Annotated in this window: 20 protein-coding genes and 1 tRNA gene; 7 read left to right on the plus strand and 14 right to left on the minus strand. The window is 63.3% G+C overall.

Annotation, left to right across the window (positions count from 1 at the left end):
- From leuB to leuC, 3 genes are read right to left on the minus strand one after another with little or no spacing between them, the layout of a single operon-like run.
- Nucleotides 1–1,038: a 3-isopropylmalate dehydrogenase gene (gene leuB, locus G584_RS0101915; RefSeq protein ID WP_028493088.1), complete on the minus strand. Its 1,038-nt coding sequence runs from the start codon at nt 1,036–1,038 to the stop codon at nt 1–3.
- The gene (gene leuD / locus G584_RS0101920; RefSeq protein ID WP_028493089.1) at nt 1,035–1,640 is read right to left on the minus strand and encodes a 3-isopropylmalate dehydratase small subunit; all 606 of its coding nucleotides are present in this window, start codon (nt 1,638–1,640) and stop codon (nt 1,035–1,037) included. The genes leuB and leuD overlap by 4 nt, the downstream gene beginning before the upstream one ends.
- 3 nt (nt 1,641–1,643) lie before the next feature.
- Nucleotides 1,644–3,056 carry a 3-isopropylmalate dehydratase large subunit gene (leuC, locus tag G584_RS0101925; protein WP_028493090.1) on the minus strand — a complete coding sequence of 471 codons (1,413 nt, stop codon included), beginning with the start codon at nt 3,054–3,056 and terminating at the stop codon, nt 1,644–1,646.
- 169 nt (nt 3,057–3,225) lie between these two features.
- On the opposite strand from leuC, the gene G584_RS0101935 reads away from it, so the two are divergent.
- The 4 genes from G584_RS0101935 to G584_RS11850 all read left to right on the plus strand — a co-directional run bounded on the left by G584_RS0101935 (nt 3,226) and on the right by G584_RS11850 (nt 5,812).
- A complete protein-coding gene (locus G584_RS0101935; protein ID WP_028493091.1) occupies nt 3,226–3,894 on the plus strand; it encodes a hypothetical protein in 669 nt (222 codons plus the stop codon).
- 45 nt (nt 3,895–3,939) lie between these two features.
- Nucleotides 3,940–4,026: transfer RNA gene (locus tag G584_RS0101940), tRNA-Leu, on the plus strand.
- Nucleotides 4,027–4,070: 44 nt separating this feature from the next.
- Nucleotides 4,071–5,084, plus strand: coding sequence for a tryptophan--tRNA ligase (gene trpS / locus G584_RS0101945; RefSeq protein ID WP_028493092.1), 1,014 nt, complete (start codon nt 4,071–4,073; stop codon nt 5,082–5,084).
- Entirely contained in the window at nt 5,081–5,812 is a 732-nt protein-coding gene (locus G584_RS11850; protein WP_083964854.1) for a chromosome segregation protein ScpA, read from the plus strand. Before trpS ends, G584_RS11850 begins: the two co-directional genes overlap by 4 nt.
- A gap of 26 nt (nt 5,813–5,838) precedes the next feature.
- Here the strand turns inward: G584_RS11850 and G584_RS0101955 are convergent, their stop codons facing one another.
- Nucleotides 5,839–6,039, minus strand: a complete 201-nt coding sequence (locus tag G584_RS0101955) for a DUF2281 domain-containing protein (RefSeq protein WP_028493093.1) — start codon at nt 6,037–6,039, stop codon at nt 5,839–5,841.
- A 43-nt stretch (nt 6,040–6,082) separates the two neighbouring features.
- On the opposite strand from G584_RS0101955, the gene G584_RS0101960 reads away from it, so the two are divergent.
- Nucleotides 6,083–6,661 carry a Uma2 family endonuclease gene (locus G584_RS0101960; protein ID WP_028493094.1) on the plus strand — a complete coding sequence of 193 codons (579 nt, stop codon included), beginning with the start codon at nt 6,083–6,085 and terminating at the stop codon, nt 6,659–6,661.
- A gap of 205 nt (nt 6,662–6,866) precedes the next feature.
- On the opposite strand, the gene G584_RS11855 is transcribed toward G584_RS0101960, so the two are convergent.
- The 6 genes from G584_RS11855 to G584_RS0101990 all read right to left on the minus strand — a co-directional run bounded on the left by G584_RS11855 (nt 6,867) and on the right by G584_RS0101990 (nt 10,982).
- Nucleotides 6,867–7,232, minus strand: a complete 366-nt coding sequence (locus G584_RS11855) for a prepilin-type N-terminal cleavage/methylation domain-containing protein (protein WP_038050644.1) — start codon at nt 7,230–7,232, stop codon at nt 6,867–6,869.
- 236 nt (nt 7,233–7,468) lie between these two features.
- Nucleotides 7,469–8,956 (minus strand): pilus assembly PilX family protein, encoded by a 1,488-nt coding sequence (locus G584_RS0101970; RefSeq protein WP_028493095.1) that lies wholly within the window; start codon nt 8,954–8,956, stop codon nt 7,469–7,471.
- 11 nt (nt 8,957–8,967) lie between these two features.
- Entirely contained in the window at nt 8,968–9,681 is a 714-nt protein-coding gene (locus tag G584_RS0101975) for a prepilin-type N-terminal cleavage/methylation domain-containing protein (protein WP_028493096.1), read from the minus strand.
- Nucleotides 9,678–10,058, minus strand: a complete 381-nt coding sequence (locus tag G584_RS0101980; RefSeq protein WP_028493097.1) for a type IV pilus modification PilV family protein — start codon at nt 10,056–10,058, stop codon at nt 9,678–9,680. Before G584_RS0101980 ends, G584_RS0101975 begins: the two co-directional genes overlap by 4 nt.
- Before the next feature lie 8 nt (nt 10,059–10,066).
- Nucleotides 10,067–10,468, minus strand: coding sequence for a GspH/FimT family pseudopilin (locus G584_RS12340; protein ID WP_028493098.1), 402 nt, complete (start codon nt 10,466–10,468; stop codon nt 10,067–10,069).
- A gap of 52 nt (nt 10,469–10,520) precedes the next feature.
- On the minus strand, nt 10,521–10,982 hold the full coding sequence (locus G584_RS0101990) for a GspH/FimT family protein (RefSeq protein WP_051209131.1): 462 nt from the start codon (nt 10,980–10,982) through the stop codon (nt 10,521–10,523).
- Between the two features lie 60 nt (nt 10,983–11,042).
- On the opposite strand from G584_RS0101990, the gene G584_RS0101995 reads away from it, so the two are divergent.
- A complete protein-coding gene (locus G584_RS0101995) occupies nt 11,043–12,233 on the plus strand; it encodes a thiolase family protein (RefSeq protein ID WP_028493100.1) in 1,191 nt (396 codons plus the stop codon).
- Nucleotides 12,234–12,334: 101 nt separating this feature from the next.
- Here the strand turns inward: G584_RS0101995 and G584_RS0102000 are convergent, their stop codons facing one another.
- The 4 genes from G584_RS0102000 to G584_RS0102015 are packed head-to-tail and all read right to left on the minus strand — an operon-like array spanning nt 12,335 to nt 15,820.
- Complete coding sequence (locus tag G584_RS0102000; RefSeq protein WP_019551627.1) at nt 12,335–12,643, minus strand: DUF503 domain-containing protein; 309 nt, start codon at nt 12,641–12,643, stop codon at nt 12,335–12,337.
- A 56-nt stretch (nt 12,644–12,699) separates the two neighbouring features.
- The gene (locus G584_RS0102005; RefSeq protein ID WP_028493101.1) at nt 12,700–13,059 is read right to left on the minus strand and encodes a HepT-like ribonuclease domain-containing protein; all 360 of its coding nucleotides are present in this window, start codon (nt 13,057–13,059) and stop codon (nt 12,700–12,702) included.
- Complete coding sequence (locus tag G584_RS0102010) at nt 13,037–13,348, minus strand: nucleotidyltransferase family protein (protein WP_028493102.1); 312 nt, start codon at nt 13,346–13,348, stop codon at nt 13,037–13,039. Before G584_RS0102010 ends, G584_RS0102005 begins: the two co-directional genes overlap by 23 nt.
- 9 nt (nt 13,349–13,357) lie before the next feature.
- The gene (locus G584_RS0102015; RefSeq protein ID WP_028493103.1) at nt 13,358–15,820 is read right to left on the minus strand and encodes a BamA/OMP85 family outer membrane protein; all 2,463 of its coding nucleotides are present in this window, start codon (nt 15,818–15,820) and stop codon (nt 13,358–13,360) included.
- Nucleotides 15,821–15,865: 45 nt separating this feature from the next.
- Between G584_RS0102015 and G584_RS0102020 the strand changes: the two genes are divergently transcribed.
- Nucleotides 15,866–16,693 (plus strand): purine-nucleoside phosphorylase, encoded by an 828-nt coding sequence (locus G584_RS0102020; protein ID WP_028493104.1) that lies wholly within the window; start codon nt 15,866–15,868, stop codon nt 16,691–16,693.
- Nucleotide 16,694: the final 1 nt, after the last annotated feature.

Genomic DNA, 16,694 nt, shown 5'->3' on the forward strand with positions numbered 1-16,694 from the left:
CTATTTTAGATGGCGGAGCACCTCCTGGGTGAAGGTTTCCGTCCCTGCCTGGCCTCCCAGGTCCGGCGGGGGCGCCTCGAGGAGGGCCTTGGCCACGGCATCCTCCACCTTTCTTGCCAATTCCACCAGGCCGAAGGCGTGCTCCAGCATCATGGCGGCGGAGAGGATGGCGGCGGTGGGGTTGGCGATGCCCTTGCCGGCGATGTCGGGGGCGGAGCCGTGCACGGGTTCGAAGACCGGGGTACCCCGGCCCAGGGAGGCGGAGGGAAGGAGCCCCAAGGAGCCGGGAAGCACCGAGGCCAGGTCGGAAAGGATGTCCCCAAAGATGTTTCCCGTAACCACCACGTCGAAGCGGGCGGGGTTTTTCACCAGGTGCATGGCCATGGCGTCCACGTACTGGTGCTCCAGGGAGACGTCGGGGAAGTTCTGGTGCACCTCCTCCACCGTCTTGCGCCAAAACTCCCCCACCTCCAGCACGTTGGCCTTGTCCACGCTGGTGACGTGCTTCCTGCGCTTCCTGGCCGCCTCGAAGGCCACCTGGGCCACCCGCTCCACCTCGGGCTTGCTGTACCGCTCCGTGTTCCAGGCCTCCGCCTCGGACATTCCCCGGGGTTCCCCGAAGTAGATTCCCCCGGTAAGTTCCCGCACGATGAGGACATCCACCCCCCGGGCGATCTCCTCCCTGAGGGGGGAAAGCCGCTCCAGGCCGGGGAAGACCTTAGCGGGGCGCAGGTTGGCGAAGAGGTCCTGGCTTTTCCTTAAGGCGAGAAGCCCGGTTTCCGGGCGGATCTTGCGGGGAAGGTTATCCCACTTGGGCCCCCCCACGCTTCCCAGGAGCACCGCCTGGGCCCTTTCCACCCCCTGGCGGGTTACCTCGGGGAAGGGTTCCCCGAACTGGTCTATGGCCGCCCCGCCAAAGGGGTAGGTTTCGTAGCTCAGCCCAAGCCCGTGGGCCTCGTCCAGGACCTTGAGAACCTTCAAGGCGGCCCCGGTCACCTCGGGGCCGATCCCATCCCCGGGAAGGACCGCGATCCTCATTCCGACCTCCTGGGGTAGGGAAGGCGGCGGTCGAACTCGTCCAGAAGCTCTCCCGCCTGCAATAGCTCCCCGATGGGGTCCCAAAGCCCTTCCACCAGGGCTTCCCGGGCCTCCTCGGGGATGGAAAGGGGGGCGGTGCGATTAGCGAAGCGCACCTCCTTGTTCACCAGGTCCACCTCCACCTCGAGGGCCGGGTTCTCCTCCACCGCCTTAAAGAGGGCCGCCAGGTCCTCCGGGGCCAAGGTCACGCAGGGAAGGCCGATGGCGGTGGCGTTCCCAAAGAAGATCTCGGCAAAGCTCTCCCCGATGATGGCCCTAAACCCTGCCCGCTTGATGGCTTGGGGGGCGTGTTCCCGGCTGCTACCGGAGCCAAAGCCCGCCTCCACCAGGAGGATGCTGGCTCCCTGGTACCTGGGATCGTTTAGGGGATGGGGCTTGGGCTGGCCCTTTTCGTCAAAGCGCTCGTCGTAAAAGAGGTACTTTCCCAGCCCCTCAAAGGTGAGCACCTTCATGAAGCGGGCGGGGATGATGCGGTCCGTGTCGATGTCCTCGCCCCTTAAGGGCACCGCCCTACCGCGGATGGTGGTGAACTTTTCCAGCATGGCTTACCTCCCGATCCCGAACACTTCCCGGGCGTCGGCGATCTCGCCCGTCACCGCCGCCGCCGCTACCATGAGGGGGCTCATGAGCACCGTGCGCCCCCTGGGGCTTCCCATCCTGCCCTTGTAGTTGCGGTTGGAGGAGCTGGCGGCCAGCTCATCCCCTTGCAGGCGGTCGGGGTTCATGGCCAGGCACATGGAGCACCCCGGGTACCGCCACTCAAACCCCGCCTCCCGGAAGATCTCGGCAATCCCTTCCTCCTCCGCCTTCTTGGCCACCCACTCCGAGCCCGGCACCACCAGGGCCCGCACGCCCTTCTTCACCTTGTGGCCCTTGAGGTAGCGGGCCACCTCGCGGAGGTCGGAAAGGCGGGCGTTGGTGCAGCTGCCGATGAAGGCTACCTGGATGGGCACCCCCTTGATGGGCTGGCCGGGCTTAAAGCCCATGTAGGCCAGGGCTTCCTCGGCCGCGGGGCGCTCCTCGGGGGAGAGTTCTTCTAAAAGGGGGATCCGCCCATCTATGGGCACCGCCTGCCCGGGGTTGATGCCCCAGGTGACCGTGGGGGGAATCTCCTCCGCCCGGAAGGTGACCACGTCGTCATAGTGGGCGTCGGGATCGGAGGCGAAGCTTTTCCAGCGCCGTTTGGCCTCCTCCCACTCCGCTCCCTTGGGGCTGTAGGGGCGGCCCTCGAGGTAGGCGAAGGTGGTCTCGTCGGGGTTCACGTAGCCGATGCGGGCCCCGCCTTCAATGGACATGTTGCAAAGGGTCATGCGGCTTTCCATGTCCATGGCCTCCACGGTGCTTCCCCCGTACTCGTAGGCGTAGCCCAACCCTCCCTTCACCCCCAGGTGGCGGATGATGTGGAGGATCACGTCCTTGGCGTAGACTCCGGGGGAGAGCTTCCCTTCGATGTTGATGCGCCGCACCTTCAGCTTCTGGGCCGCCAGGGTCTGGGTGGCGAGGACGTCCCGCACCTGACTGGTGCCGATGCCAAAGGCCACGGCCCCGAAGGCCCCGTGGGTGGAGGTGTGGGAATCCCCGCAGGCGATGGTCATGCCGGGCTGGGTCAGGCCCAGCTGGGGGCCGATCACGTGCACGATGCCCTGGTTCCCGCTTCCCAGGTCGAAGAAGGTGATGCCGTGCTCCCGGGTGTTCTGCCGGAGGGCCTCCAGCATGCTTTGGGCCAAAGGATCCTGGAAGGGCTCGGTGCGGTCGTGGGTGGGGACGATGTGGTCCACGGTGGCGAAGGTGCGGTGGGGGTAGCGTACCTTGAGGCCGAGGTCCCTCAGCATCCCGAAGGCCTGAGGGCTGGTGACCTCGTGCAGGAGGTGCAGGTCGATGAAAAGCTGGCTTTGCCCGCTTCGGAGCTTCCTGACCTCATGCGCCTCCCAGACTTTCTCGTAAAGCGTCTTTCCCATGCTCCCTCCCCTTGCAAAAATCCCCCGGGTTTTGGGCCCGGGGGAAGGCAACAGGGCTTCCCTAAGCCGGGCCCGCCCGGCCTAGGTCTAGCAGGAAGCCCCGCCGCATTGTCCTATAGCCTACGCTTCCTTTGCCTTAGGGTCAAGGGCTATGCTAGCCTGAAGGCAGATGACCACCGAGGAGCGGCTTTACAAGCTGGAGGGGATCGTGGAAGGGGTGATGGCCACCCTTCCGGAGCGGATCACTTCCCTGGAAAACCGCATGGACCTGCTGCGCCAGGAGCTGAAGGGCGACCTGGCGGCTCTCCGCCAGGAGCTCAAGGTCGACGTGACCTCTCTGGAGCGCAAGTTGCAGGAAGGGATGGCCTCTTTGCGCCAGGAGTTTAAGGCGGACATCGCCTCCCTGGAGAGCAGGTTGCAGGAGCAAGTGGCCTCCCTGCGTCAGGAGTTTAAGGCCGACTCGGCCTCTTTGCGTCAGGAGCTTAAGGCCGGCATGGCCTCCCTGGAGAGCAGGTTGCAGGAAGGGATGGCCTCTTTGCGCCAGGAGTTTAAGGCCGATTCGGCTTCTTTGCACCAGGAGCTTAAGGCCGACATGGCTTCCCTGGAAGGCAGGTTGCAGGAGCAAATGGTCTCCTTGCGTCAGGAGTTTAAGGCCGACTCGGCCTCTTTGCGCCAGGAGCTCAAGGCCGACATGGCTTCCTTGCGCCAGGAGCTCAGGGCCGATATGGCTTCCTTGCGCCAGGAGCTCAAAGGGGATATCAATACCGCCCTAAACCGCCTCATGCTCTACTTCAGCGCCCTGGCGGTAATCCTGGCCCTCCTCACCCTTTGGCGCTAGGGCTTGACGGGAAAAGGGCCCTTCCGTACAATGACCCTTGCGTCTGCCGGGGTGGCGGAATTGGTAGACGCGCATGATTCAGGGTCATGTGCCCGCAAGGGCGTGCGGGTTCAAGTCCCGCCCCCGGCACCAGAAGGCCCCCGCGAGGGGGCCTAAGCTTTTGCTACACTTAGGCCATGAAGCGGGTGCTTTCCGGCATCCAGCCCTCGGGGGAGATCCACATCGGCAACTACCTGGGGGCCATCAAGCAGTGGGTGGAGCTGGGGGAGAGGTTGGGCCGGGAGGCCTTCTTCTGCATCGTGGACTACCATGCCCTCACCAACCCCCTGGCCTACGATCCCTCCACCTTGGCCCAGCGTACTTTTGAGGCGGCTCTGGTGAACATAGCGGCGGGCCTCAACCCGGAGAAGGTCACCCTCTTTGTCCAATCGCATGTGCCCGAGCACACGGAGCTCTCCTGGGTCTTCACCACCATCACCCCCCTGGGGGACCTCACCCGCATGACCCAGTTCAAGGACAAGGCCGCCAAGCAGGAGGCGGTCTGGAGCGGGCTTCTCATGTACCCCGTTTTGCAGGCGGCGGACATCCTCATCTACAAGGCGGACACCGTCCCTGTGGGGGAGGACCAGGTGCAGCACATCGAGCTCACCCGGGAGATCGCCCGCCGCTTCAACGCCCTTTTCGGGGAGACCTTCCCCGAGCCCGAGGCCCTTCTTAACCCCGAGGCCCCAAGGGTGCCGGGCATAGACGGCAAGGCCAAGATGAGCAAGTCCTTAGGGAACACCATCGGTCTTTTGGAGGACGAAGGGAGCATCTGGGAGAAGATCCGCCACCTTCCCGACGATCCCCAGCGCATCCGCCTCTCCGACCCCGGGGAGCCGGGGCGCACCATCGTCTTCACTTACCTCTCCTACTTCGCCCCCAAGGAGCTGGTGGAGGCCTTGAAGGAGGAGTACCGGAAGGCTGGGATCGGTACCCTCACGGTGAAGAGGATCCTCTTTGAGGAGATGATGAAGGTCCTCCGCCCCATCCGGGAGCGGGCCGAGGAGCTGAAAAAGGACCCCGACTACGTGATGGATGCCCTTTTGGAAGGGGCCAGGCGGGCCCGGGCGGTGGCCCAGGCCACCATGGAGGAGGTGCGGGAGAAGGTGGGGCTTCTTCTCCCTACAAAGCGCCCGGTGCGCTCGTGATCCGCTTGGAGTTTCCGGGGTTTTCCGGCACGCCCCAGGAGCTGAGGGAGGCCCTTAGACGGGGGCGCATTTCCCCCAGGGCCTTGCCCGTGCTTTTCATCGTGGAGCAGGCTCTTTCCCAGGTTCCCGAGGACCTGAGGGCAAGAAGCGAGCTCCTTCCCATCCTGGCGGAGCTTCTTGTCCTGAAGCTTTCCCCGGAAAGGGCCTTTACCCCCAGGGAGGAAGGGGAGGAGGCACCCCTGGTGCGGGTTCTTTTGGACCTTTCGGATACCGTGGCCTTTTTGGAGGAGCGGCTTAGAAAGCGCTCCCGGCTGATTCCCGTTCCCCCTCCTCCCTTGCCCAGGCCTGCCCTGCGGCTTCCCCCCAGGGTCCTGGCTGAGGCGGCAAGGCCCTTCAGGAGGGCGATCCTGGCCTTAACCCGAGAGAGCTTTGGCCTCGTGGAGGCCTGGGCTCGGCTTCAGGGCTTCTTGAAAGGACGCCTTCCCTTCCACCTTCTTCCCTTAAGAACCTGGGAGGAGAAGACCATGGGCTTTGCCGCCCTTTTGGAGGCGTTTCGCCTTGGGCGGGTGCGGCTTGAGCAGGAGGAGAACTTTGGTCCCCTTTGGGTAGAGGCGGCCCAAGGTGGATTCGGAGGGCTATCCGGGCAAGGAAGCAGTGATCCAGCTGCAGAGGCGATGGACAATTTTCCTGAAGCGTTCAGGGGAAATCTCGCCAAGCTTGCCCAGTAAGAGCTTTTCTTCCACGCTACCGGGTTTTACCATCGCTCCTTTAGATCTGACTCGGAGTAATCCTCTTCAGGAAGATCCCGCAGCGCTTGTTGGATGGAGAAGTGTTGCCAGGCCTGTTCGTCAGAGCGCCGCTTAGCCAGGAGAAATCGAGCGAAATCCGCCACCTCCTCCTGAAGCTCCTCCGGCAGTTGCTTTATGAGAGATAGTAGCTCGTCTTTCACCTGCACGGCTTATAGTGTACCATGTTCCCTACGGATAGAATGGGAACCGATGGCCCAAGCGGCGAAGCCCCTTAAGTTTTTCACCGCCGCGGAATACCTGGCCTGGGAAGAGGCCCAGCCCGAACGGCACGAGCTGGTGGAGGGGGTGCCCTACGCTATGGCTGGGGACAGCCGGGTGCACAACCTCCTGGTGGGCAACCTCTACGCCCTGCTGAGGCCCCACGCCCGCGCGCGGGGATGCCGCCTTTACACCGAGACCGTCAAGCTTAGGATCGGGGAGAACACCTTTTACTATCCCGACCTCATGCTGGTTTGCGTCGGTGCTCCTCCTCACACCCATTATGAGGAGAGCCCTTGCCTTTTGGTGGAAGTGGTTTCCGATAGCACGGAAGGCATTGACCGCCGGGAGAAGCTTTGGCGATACCTAAAGCTGCCAAGCCTCCAGGCCTACCTCCTGGTGGATAACCGCCAGCCCCGGGTAGAGGCCTATTTCCGGGGGCCAGAGGGTTGGCTGTACCAGGCCTTGGGGCCTGAGATGGGGGAGGGAGGCTTGGGGGTTCCCTGCCTGGGCGTGGGGCTTTCCCTGGAGGAGATCTACGAGGGGGTGGAGCTTAAGGCCACCTCTTAGGCCGGGTGCTGGGGTTGAGTTTCTACCCACGCCGACGGGGACTCATCGCGGGTAAGCTGAGCCTGGATGTGAGCCCTCTGTTATCGGTGGAGGTGGAGACCGGGTAGGTCCAGTTACATAGAAAAGGTATGCAGGGGAAACCCAAATTCCCCTGCATGAACCTTAAACTAACTAAGCCACCATGGATGTTTGCAGAAAACGTAAACTATTGCACCGTGACACCCTCTGCTTTCCCCTCCACAGTGAACGTTTTCGAGCCATTTGGGTGTTTGACCGTAACAGTAAACGTGGCCTGGTTACTGACGGGAAGACCTGTGATGGTCATGCCATCACACGACTTGGGGTCCATGTCTTCCACGTCGGTCAGATCGAAAGAGTAGTTTAAGTCGGTGGCGCTCGTACGGAGCGATTCTGCAGTCAAGGCGATCGCACGGGCGCACTGTAAAGCAGCAGCGTCAAAGGCACGCTTACGTGCGCCAAGCAGATTCGGGATCAGAACGGCAGCCAGAATAGCGATGATGGCGATGACGATCAAGAGCTCAATCAGGGTAAAGCCTTTTGCGTTACGCATAGGTTTCTTACCTCCTTAAGGTTTCCCGCGCTCTTATGGTATTGCGCGGCCATGAGTGCCTGTTGCCGACCTGCCTGCTTAACCACCCAACCAATTGCTTCCTTCGTTAACGCTCCTCTCACCCCCCTTCACCCTGCATTCTCTGGGGCCTTGCTCCGGCTGTCAACCCCCCCTTTTGGGGGGGTACAGCCTCAGGATGGGGGAGGGGTGTGAAAGGGGTGTGAAAACCCCATGTTTCACCGCCGGAAGGTTACCCTGGGAGCAGGGCCTCCATCCGTTTCAATCTGGGGAAGGTCAGAGTTCTCCGCATTGGAGTTTCGGATAGAAAACTGCCCGCCCCCGTTTCTGATGGTGCCCCCGATGCTTACAGCACCGCCGATAAAGGTTCCCGTGCCGTTGAAGGTGATTTGTCCACCTGCCCACATGAAGGCGTGGGTATCTGCCCTGCCGTTAAAGGTGATATCCCCCTGGCTGATGATGGCTAGGGCACGGTTGTTGAGAAGGTTTGCCCGTCCATTGAAGGTAATGGCCTGAATGCTGGCAATAGTGGAGTCCCCTTGGAAGAGGGCTTTGTTGTTTAGGTTGATATTGCCGTTTGTGAAAAACTTGCTGTTGGTGGCCTGGACATCACCCAGATTCAGACCGCCTTGGGCGGCTACCTTCACGTCCTGAAGATTGGCCGATCCGTTAACCTGGAAAGTACCTCCCACATAGAAGGTCGCGCTGTTAAGAGTGGTACCGCCCGGCAGGGTGACGTTACCCTGTACGCAAACCCTTAAGCCGGAGAGCAAGGGAAGAACCTGCCTCAAGAGCGTATTGGTATCGTTTCCCACAGGCGTGACGTTTCTTGCAATGAGAAACCGAGTTAGTTCTGTGGGTTGGCCGGGGTCTAAGGAGGTGAACTCGACCTGGCAAAGATTTTTTTGGCGGGCATCGGGGATTACGCTGGACACCCGCACGCCAAGGGCCTGCTCGCTAAGGTTGTTCACGTTTGGGGTGGTAATCCGGTAGGCCTGGTCCCAGCGCTTGATCTCCCCGGTGATGGCGTCCTGGCACGTAAAGGTTGGATCAGAAGGTTGCTGGTAGACGGGGCATACCTGGTAGCGGGGCTGGTTGCCTTGGCAAACTACACGGTTAGTCCCTGAAGCGTTGCACTGGGTGTCACCTACCCCGGCTCCACCCGTGATGGGGGGAGGAGAAACCTGGTTCAAGTTTTTACAGTTCTGCCCGTTCTCGTCACAAACCTGAATTTGGCCAGAGAGATTCGCATATCCCTTGTCGGCATGCAAGCGGCTTGCGTGGAGATCTACGCCCCCGTTGACCGTGATGCGTCCGCCGCTTATCCACCCATTCCCGAACAGGGGGTTCTGGCGTTGGGTGGGAATAACTTCTATCCGCACCTCGGCTACGGCCGCGTGCCTTGCCTGCTGAAAGGTGCCGGTGCTTTCTATGCGGTACTTTTCTCCGGGTACGAGGGGTGTGATGGTACCCGTGTAGCCGTTACCGCTCACGGAACGAGTTTCAGCGAAGTTAGGGTTTACTCGCAGATAGGCCAAGGCGTGGTCGATCCCAGCCTCGGCCCGCTGGCGGGCTACGGCCTGCTGGGCCAGGTTGCGGCCCGTGGAAAGGTTGGCCTCAGCGAGGTAGCTCATCCCCAGAGCCATCATCAGCACGGCCACCATGGCCACGAGGACGCTAACCAGCGCAATCCCTTTTTTCGTCATTTCCTCACCTCCTACCTCATCAGATTTGGGGTCTGCACCAGCACAAGCCTCTCCGCTACCGGCCTGCCATCCCCGCCCGCGGAGGAAGGGAGATCCAGTTGAGCCTTTAGGCTGTTCCCATTAGGAACCGTAGTCCAGGCAATCGTATCCCCTGGAGTAAAGCCCCTTGCCCCCGTGCGCAAGGGGGACTGAACCAAAAGGTAAAGGGCTAGGGCCTCCACCTTGGGATTGGTGCCTTGAGGGCCGGCGTTCACTGTGAGATCGGTTGCGGACCAGTTTCCTCCAGATAGGTAGGCGATGCGGAAGTGTAAAACCCCATCCAGTACTGGGTGGGTGGCGGTTGGGGTGCAGGTTACTCCGGGACAGACACCCCAGTAAAGGGTACCTCCGTCCAGCTTGTACTGGACAGTCCGGACCTGGTTCATGGTGGCGGTGGAGCAGAAGATCTCCATCCCACCCTCACAGAAAAAGCGAAGGGTCAGGGTGTTCCCCCCTTGCACGACCAGGGGGTTTCCTGCTTGCATCTGGTATCCCGCCAGGTACACCTCCCGGGCCAGGACTGTGGCGGTGAGGCTTAAGTCCTCGGCTAAGAGGGCCAGGGCCCTCTGCCCTCTTTCCAGGCGGGAGGAGGATTGGGTAAAGGCCAGCACGGCTCCCAGGAGAAGCCCAAGGATGGCCAGGGCTACCAGCAGTTCCACAAGGGAGAAGCCATGGTTCCGTTTCATGGCACGTACACCACCGTTTCCAAGGTCATTCGGGGCCTATTTGCGGGTACCTCAAGGGTTATCCGGTAGGCCCTTGGGTTGCTGACACCCGTTGTGCAGTTCAGGGAGGTTCCGTTGAGGGAGCACGGGATGTACTGGCACGAGGCGCTGGTGCCTCCTAAGGAGAGGGTCTGGGTGCAACGGCCAGGAATGGAGGTGGGGTTTGCCCTCAGTGTCTCCAGGAAGTTTTGCGCTTCCCGCACCATGGCCTGGGTAATTCGTCCCTGGGCGGAGGCTCGCAGGCTGGTGATCTGCAAACCGGTGAAGGCCAGAAGCACGATGGCGAGCACCCCGATGGCCAGGATCACTTCTAGAAGGGTAAGTCCTTGGGCACGCATACTTCACCTCAGTGGATGCGCCCACTGGCCTCCAAGGTGAGGGAGCGGGTTCGGTTCCCCATGGCTAGGGTGAACTCCTTCTTGGTTTCATCACCGGGACGTCCCAGGGCGTTGAGGGTAAAGGAACCTGGGACTGGAGCCTGGAGGGTGGCCCCGTAGTTTTGAGGACGGAAGCGGGCCAGGGTCTGACTTCCCACCTTCACCAGGAGCTCCCCGTTCGCCATTTCCACGGTGACGGCATCCCCCCGGCGGATGGCCTCGGTGCGAGCGGTTTGGAGGGCTTTTTGCAGCTCCGTGGCCGCCGCCTGGAGGCGGTATGCAGGAGCAAAGTTGCTGTAGCCCAGGAGACCCACCACCGCAAGGATGCCGAGGACCACCAAGAGCTCAAGCAGGGAAAAGCCAGACCTCATCGCTTCCCACTATGAGGCCAGAGGAGGGGGAGCACATCCCCCGTTTGGGGGATTAGCACTGGCCTCCTGGAGATTCCCGCACCCGACCTGCCAAGCTGAGACAGAGGGCGGTGGCGTGGCCAGCGGTGCGCACCACCAGCCTGGCCCCGGTGTTCAGTTGCCCCAGAGCGTTAAAGCGCAGGCCGGGGTGGAAGCCGGAGCGAAGCTCTAGGGTGGAGCTTTGCAGGATTAAGGTGCGCAAGGGAGCCTCGTTTGGATCACAGTCGCTATTGTGGTTCGTATCCAGGCAGGCTAGGAGGCGGTTTTCCTGCCCATGGGGTTGCACCACGGCCACCATGGTTCCCCGCCGGATGGCCTCGGTGCGGGCACCTTGGAGGAAGGCACGGGTTTCAGAAACGGCCGCCCGGTGGCGGTAAACGCTGGCTTGAAGGGTGCCGGGGAGGAATAGAAAGACCACGCCAAGGAGGGCCAGGACCACCAGGAGTTCCAACAAGGTAAACCCCCGCATCCTCATCTGGGGGCAGTATACCTGGCGCTACGTCTTTGCCTGGGCACGAAGAGGTATGATGTCCCCATGCCTGAGGTCTATATCGTATCCGCGGTGCGCACCCCTATCGGGAAGTTTGGGGGGGCGCTTAAGGACGTGAGCCCGGTGGAGCTGGGGGCCCATGCCATGCGGGCAGCCTTGGCCCGGGCGGGGGTGGAGGGGAAGGAGTTGGACCTCTACGTCTTTGGCAACGTGCTGAGAGCCGGGCACGGGCAGCTCCTTCCCCGGCAGGCGGCCCTGAGGGCGGGCATCCCCAAGGAGGTGGACGGGTACCAGGTGGACATGGTCTGCGCCTCGGGGATGATGGCGGTCTTAAACGCCTTCCAGTTCCTGCGCACGGGGGAGGCCCACCTGGTCCTCGCCGGGGGGATGGAGTCCATGAGCCAGGCGGGCTTCTACCTCTCCCACCGGGCAAGGTGGGGGTACAAGTTCCTCATGGGGGCGCCGGAAGGGCTAGCGGACATCCTCCTTCGGGATGGGCTCTCTGACCCCTTCACGGGAGAGGCCATGGGGGAGCAGGCGGAGCGCCTGGCCCAGGACCACGGGGTGGGCCGGGAGGAGGTGGACGAGGCCGCTTACCTCTCCCATAAGCGGGCCTGGGAGGCCACGGAGGGGGGCCTCTTCGCCTGGGAGATCGCCCCCCTGGAGCTCCCCGGGAAGAAGGGCCCGGTGGTGGTGGAAAGGGACGAGGGGATCCGCCCCGAGACCACCCCGGAGTCCCTCGCCGCCCTCAGGCCCGCCTTCAAGAAGGACGGGATCCTCACCGCGGGGAACTCCAGCCAGATCTCCGACGGGGCGGCGGCGCTTCTCCTCGCCTCGGAGGAGGCGGTGCGGGCCCACGGGCTTAGACCCATCGCCAAGGTATTGGGCGGGGCCTGGGCCGCCGGGGAACCCTGGCGCTTCCCCGAGGCCCCCATCCCCGCGGCCAAGCGGCTTCTGGACCGGCTCGGCCTGCGGGTTACGGACTTTGGCCTCTTTGAGAACAACGAGGCCTTCGCCCTCAATAACGTCCTTTTCCACCGCCTCCTGGGGGTGCCCTACGAGAGGCTCAACGTCTTCGGGGGGGCGGTGGCCCTAGGCCACCCCATTGGGGCAAGCGGGGCGAGGATCCTGGTCACCCTCCTCAACGCCCTAAGGGTGAAGGAAGAGGAGCGGGGCCTCGCCGCCATCTGCCACGGGACCGGGGGGTCGGTGGCGGTGGCGGTGGAGCGGGTCTAGCACCAACCCACCCTGGCGAAGCCAGGGTGGGGGCCCCGGTGGGGTAAGCCCCAAGCTGGCGCAGTCAAGGGGCGCCGGATCGTAAGAAAGGCCCTGGGGATCTAGACCAGGCCGTCTAGGTCGATGGCCTCGAGGTGAAAGGCCTCGAGGGCCACGCTGAAGCCCCCCTGGCTGGCCAGGAAGCGGGCGGCTTCCCGTAGGGTTTCCTCCACCCAGCCGGGATCGTTTCCCAGGAGGCTCAGGCCCACCACCTCAAAGCCCCAGGCGTCCAGGCCGTAAAGCCTGGCGGCGGAAACGGGAAAGCGGGCCTTGACCCGTTCCAGGGCGGGCTTGATCAGGGCCCTTTTTTCCTTAAGGCTCCTTGCCGGGGTTTCCAGCCGGGCGCTGTAGAGGCCGAGGTAGGCTTTCATGGCAGGGACGCCGCCAGCGTCAAGAACAGTTTGCGGTAGGCTGTGCCTTGGTGCAACTATGATCCCTTTTCCTCTTCCGCCAGGATGGCTTCCAGCTGCTGGATGAGGACAGGTATGTCTTTTTGGGCGATGGCAGCGACGATTTCCATATCTACGTCAAAGTATTCATGGATAAGCCGGTTGCGCAGGCCAGCGATGCTACGCCAGGGGACATGAGGGTACCGGCCCTGTAACTCAGGGGAAAGGCCCTTGGCTGCTTCCCCTAGGATTTCCAGAAGGCGGACCACGGCCAAGGCAGTTATGTCCTCGGGGGCCAAGGCTGCGAGGTCTACATGGAGGGACAGCTCCCGGATTCTCTTGGCGGCGTCAAGCATGTGGAGAAGGCGGGCCTGGTCAGAGAGCCTGGCCTTCCTCATAGAGGGGTTTGGCCTCCTTTAGGACCTCCTCGCGGAAGTGGCGGCTCAGGCTCTTCGCCGTATGGAGGTCTACCCGTCTGCCAAAGAGGCGGGAAAGTTCCTCCTCTAAGCGGATAAAGTCTAGGCCGGGCACCTGCCCAGGGTAGAACTCCACCAGGAGATCCAGGTCGCTTTGTTCGTCCGCTTCGCCCCGGGCAAAGGAACCGAACACCCAAAGGCGCCGCACGCCGTAGCGGCGGCACACTTGGGCAAGGGCCTCGAGGCTAGGGCTTAAGACTTCCTGGGCCACAAGCCCATTCTAGAACATGGGCCCGATGCGGAAGTGAAGCCTTCCCGTGGGGCTTTCCGGGCTGAAGGCGTAGTCCAGGCGCAGGGAGGGAAGAAGGGCCCCGAAGAGGTCCAGGTCCAGCTGGAAGCCCAGGCCCGCCCCCCACTTCACCCCGCCGGTGTTGTCGGCAAGCCCCAGGTCGGCGAAGAGGATCCCGTAGAGGTTCGTGCCTCCCTGGGGGGAGAGGTTGAAGTTGTAGCGGTACTCCACGCTGGCCGTGGCGAAGGAAAGCCCTCCGTACTTGCGGTCCTCGTAGCCCCTGAGGAGGAAGGCCTCGGCCCCACCCCCGGAGAGGAAGAAGCGCTCGCTTTCCGGGGGAAAGCCCAAGAGGGTGCCGGCGGAGAGGCGGAAGGCCAGGGCCTGCCGCTTCTCCTGGTCCAGGCCGTAGTAGGTCTTGCCTGTGGCCACCAGGGGCACGAAGAAGCTCCGCCCCCCCGTGTCGGGGAAGGAAAGACCGAGGCCGGTGCTGAGGCCCGCCTCGTACCCCTGGGTGCGGAAGCGGGGGTTGTCCACGTCCGTGTAGGTGACGCCGGTGTCCAGCCTCAGGGTCCAGCCGGGGGTGGGGAGGAGGCTTTGCGCCAGGGCGGGGTTCTTGTACCCGGTATTGTCGCAGTACTTGGGGTCGCTGGAGCCAGCGGCGGGGTCGCAGGGGGCGTTGGGATCAAAGACCTCGAGGGCATACGCCGACCGCCTGGCGGAAAGCCCCAGGGATAGGCGCAGGTTTTCCAACTCCTGGGAGAAGGGACGGGAAAGGGAGAACCCAATGCCGGTGCGCCTTTCCGTGTACTCCCAGCCGGTGTCCGTGCTGCCGTCCAGGAGCTTGTTGTTGCCGATGGGGGTGGAGAAGAGGCTGAAGGAAAGGCTGGTGCGCACTTCCTTAAGGTCCCAGTAGTCCAGGTAGAGCCAGGGGATGGCGTAGCTGACCGAGAGGGAGAGGTTGTCCTTAGCGTCGTTCTGGATAAAGGCCAAGTCTGCTCCCACCTGGTGCGCCAGACCAAAGAGGTTGATCTCCTTAAAGGAGACGCTTCCCGACCACCCCTCCAAGGAGCTCCAGCCCAAGGCGGGTTGGAAGAGCCCGGTGCGGGCCTCCTTCAGGGAGAGGGCCACCACCACCTCATCCTCCTTTTCTCCAGGGGCCAGGCGCACCCCAGGAGGCTCGGAGAGAAGCCCCGTGGCCATGAGGCGAGCGATACCCTGGCGTAGGGCGGCCACCCTGAAGAGGCTCCCTGGCTTGGGAAGCTCCCTCAGGATCACCTCCTCCTGGGTGCGGTGGTCCCCCTGCCACTCCAGGCGGTAGCCCCCGATCTTGAGCTCCAGCACTTGCAGGCGGAAAACGCCTTCCTGGAAGCCAAAGCGCACGTCGGCCACCTCGTAGCCGTTTTCCTGGTAGTAGCTGGCGAGGCGCCGGGCGTCCTCCTGGGCGAGGGCGGGGGTGTAGACCTCCCCCGGCCTTAGGCGGAGGAGGGCCAGGAGGGTTTCCGTGGGGAAGGCGGTGTTGCCCCTGATCTCCACCCGCTCGATCACCCCGCCTTCCGGGCCGAGAGCTAGCTCCACCGCCACCCCTTCCCCCTCGGGGGTGAGGTTGAAGTTCACCACCCGGGAAAGCTTTTTGGAAAGCGCCTGTACCCCTTCCAGAAGGAGGTCGTAGCGGAGGTAGTCCCCTACCCGTAAGGGAAAGCCGGTGAGGTCCAGGCCTTCCCCTTTTATGCGCACCACCTTAAGCTCCCGCACCGCCACGGTGAGGAGGCCGTCCTCGAGGCGGCTTCCCTGGGGATCGGGGCCGCTAAAGCGGTAGCCCGCTTTTTCGTAGCGGGCGGCGAGAGCCCTTAAGGCCTCCTGGTATTTGGCGAAGTCAAAGGGGCCCTTGAGGGGCTCCAGGGTCTTTAGGAGTTCGGCCTCGGGTAGAAGGCTCACCCCTGTAAGGCGGACCTCCTTCACCTCCGGGCTTTCCTCCACCCGGAAGGTGAGGGCCATCTTGCCCGCCTCCTCCTTGGCCTCCACCTCCACCTTGGGGGAGAAGGGGAAGCCATTCTGCCGGTAGGCCTCGGCCAGGGCTTTGGCGGCCTCCCCGGCCCGGATGGGGTTATAGGTGGCCTCCGGGCCGATGGCGAAGTTCTGTTCCAGAAAGCGCAGGAGGGCCTCTTGGGGGAAGGCCTTGCCCTCCACCCTCACCTGGCCGATGGGGGGGTAGGGAGTGAGGCGGACCCAGAGGACATCCCCTTCCAGCCGGACCTCCACCTGCTGGAAGTAGCCGGTGGCCAGAATGGCCTTCCTGGCCTCCTCGAGGTCCCCTGGCTCATCCCCTGCGCCGAAGGGCAAAGCAGCCCGGGCCAGGGCCTGGAGGACGGGGTCGCCTCCCTCCACCGCCACCTCGCGGATGGGGGCTGCCAGGGCCAGAAGGCCCAGGAACGCCAGGGCAAAAAGCCGCTTCATGGCCGAAAGCTTACCAGAGGTGGGTGAAGAGGGCGTGAGAGTAGAATGTTCGTCATGGAAGTCTACGACAAGATCCAGGAGGCCGTGGCCTACATCCGCTCCAAGACCGGGTTTGTGCCGGAGGTGGGGATCGTCCTTGGCTCGGGGCTTGGCCCCTTGGCGGAGGAGGTGGCCAAGGAGGCGGAGATCCCTTATGGGGAGATCCCCCACTTTCCCCTTTCCACCGCCCCCGGGCATGCGGGGAGGCTGATTCTAGGGGAGCTTGAAGGCAAGCGGGTTCTGGTCTACCAAGGCCGGGTCCACTACTACGAGGGCTATAGCGCCGAGGAGGTGGTCTTCCCCGTGCGGGTGGGGTATTTCCTGGGGGCCAAGACCTTCATCCTCACCTCGGCGGCGGGAGGGCTTAACCCCAGGTTCCAGGCCGGGGGGATCATGCTCCACCTGGACTACATCAACTTCGCCGGGACCAATCCCCTTAGGGGGAAAAACGACGAGCGCCTGGGCCCCCGCTTCCCCGTGATGTTCGAGGCCTATGACCCGGGTCTCATCGAGCTGGCCCGTAAGGTGGCCAGGAAGCAGGACCTCCACCTCTTTGAGGGGGTCTACGCCTGGTTCATGGGACCCAGCTTCGCCAGCCGGGCCGAGCTGAAGGTGCTCAGGGATCTTGGGGCCGATGCCATCGGGATGTCCACGGTTCCCGAGGTTATCGCCTTAAGGCACCTGGGGGCCAGGGTCCTGGGCCTTTCCACCATCACGGACATGGCGGTGCCGGAAAGGGAGCACCACGCCACGGAGGAGGAGGTCCTGGCGGTGGCGGCCAAGACCGGGCCCATCTTCCGCCGCTTCGTGCGGGGTATCCTGGCCGAGCTTTAGG

Source organism: Thermus antranikianii DSM 12462, from assembly GCF_000423905.1.
In the GTDB taxonomy this organism is placed as follows: domain Bacteria; phylum Deinococcota; class Deinococci; order Deinococcales; family Thermaceae; genus Thermus; species Thermus antranikianii.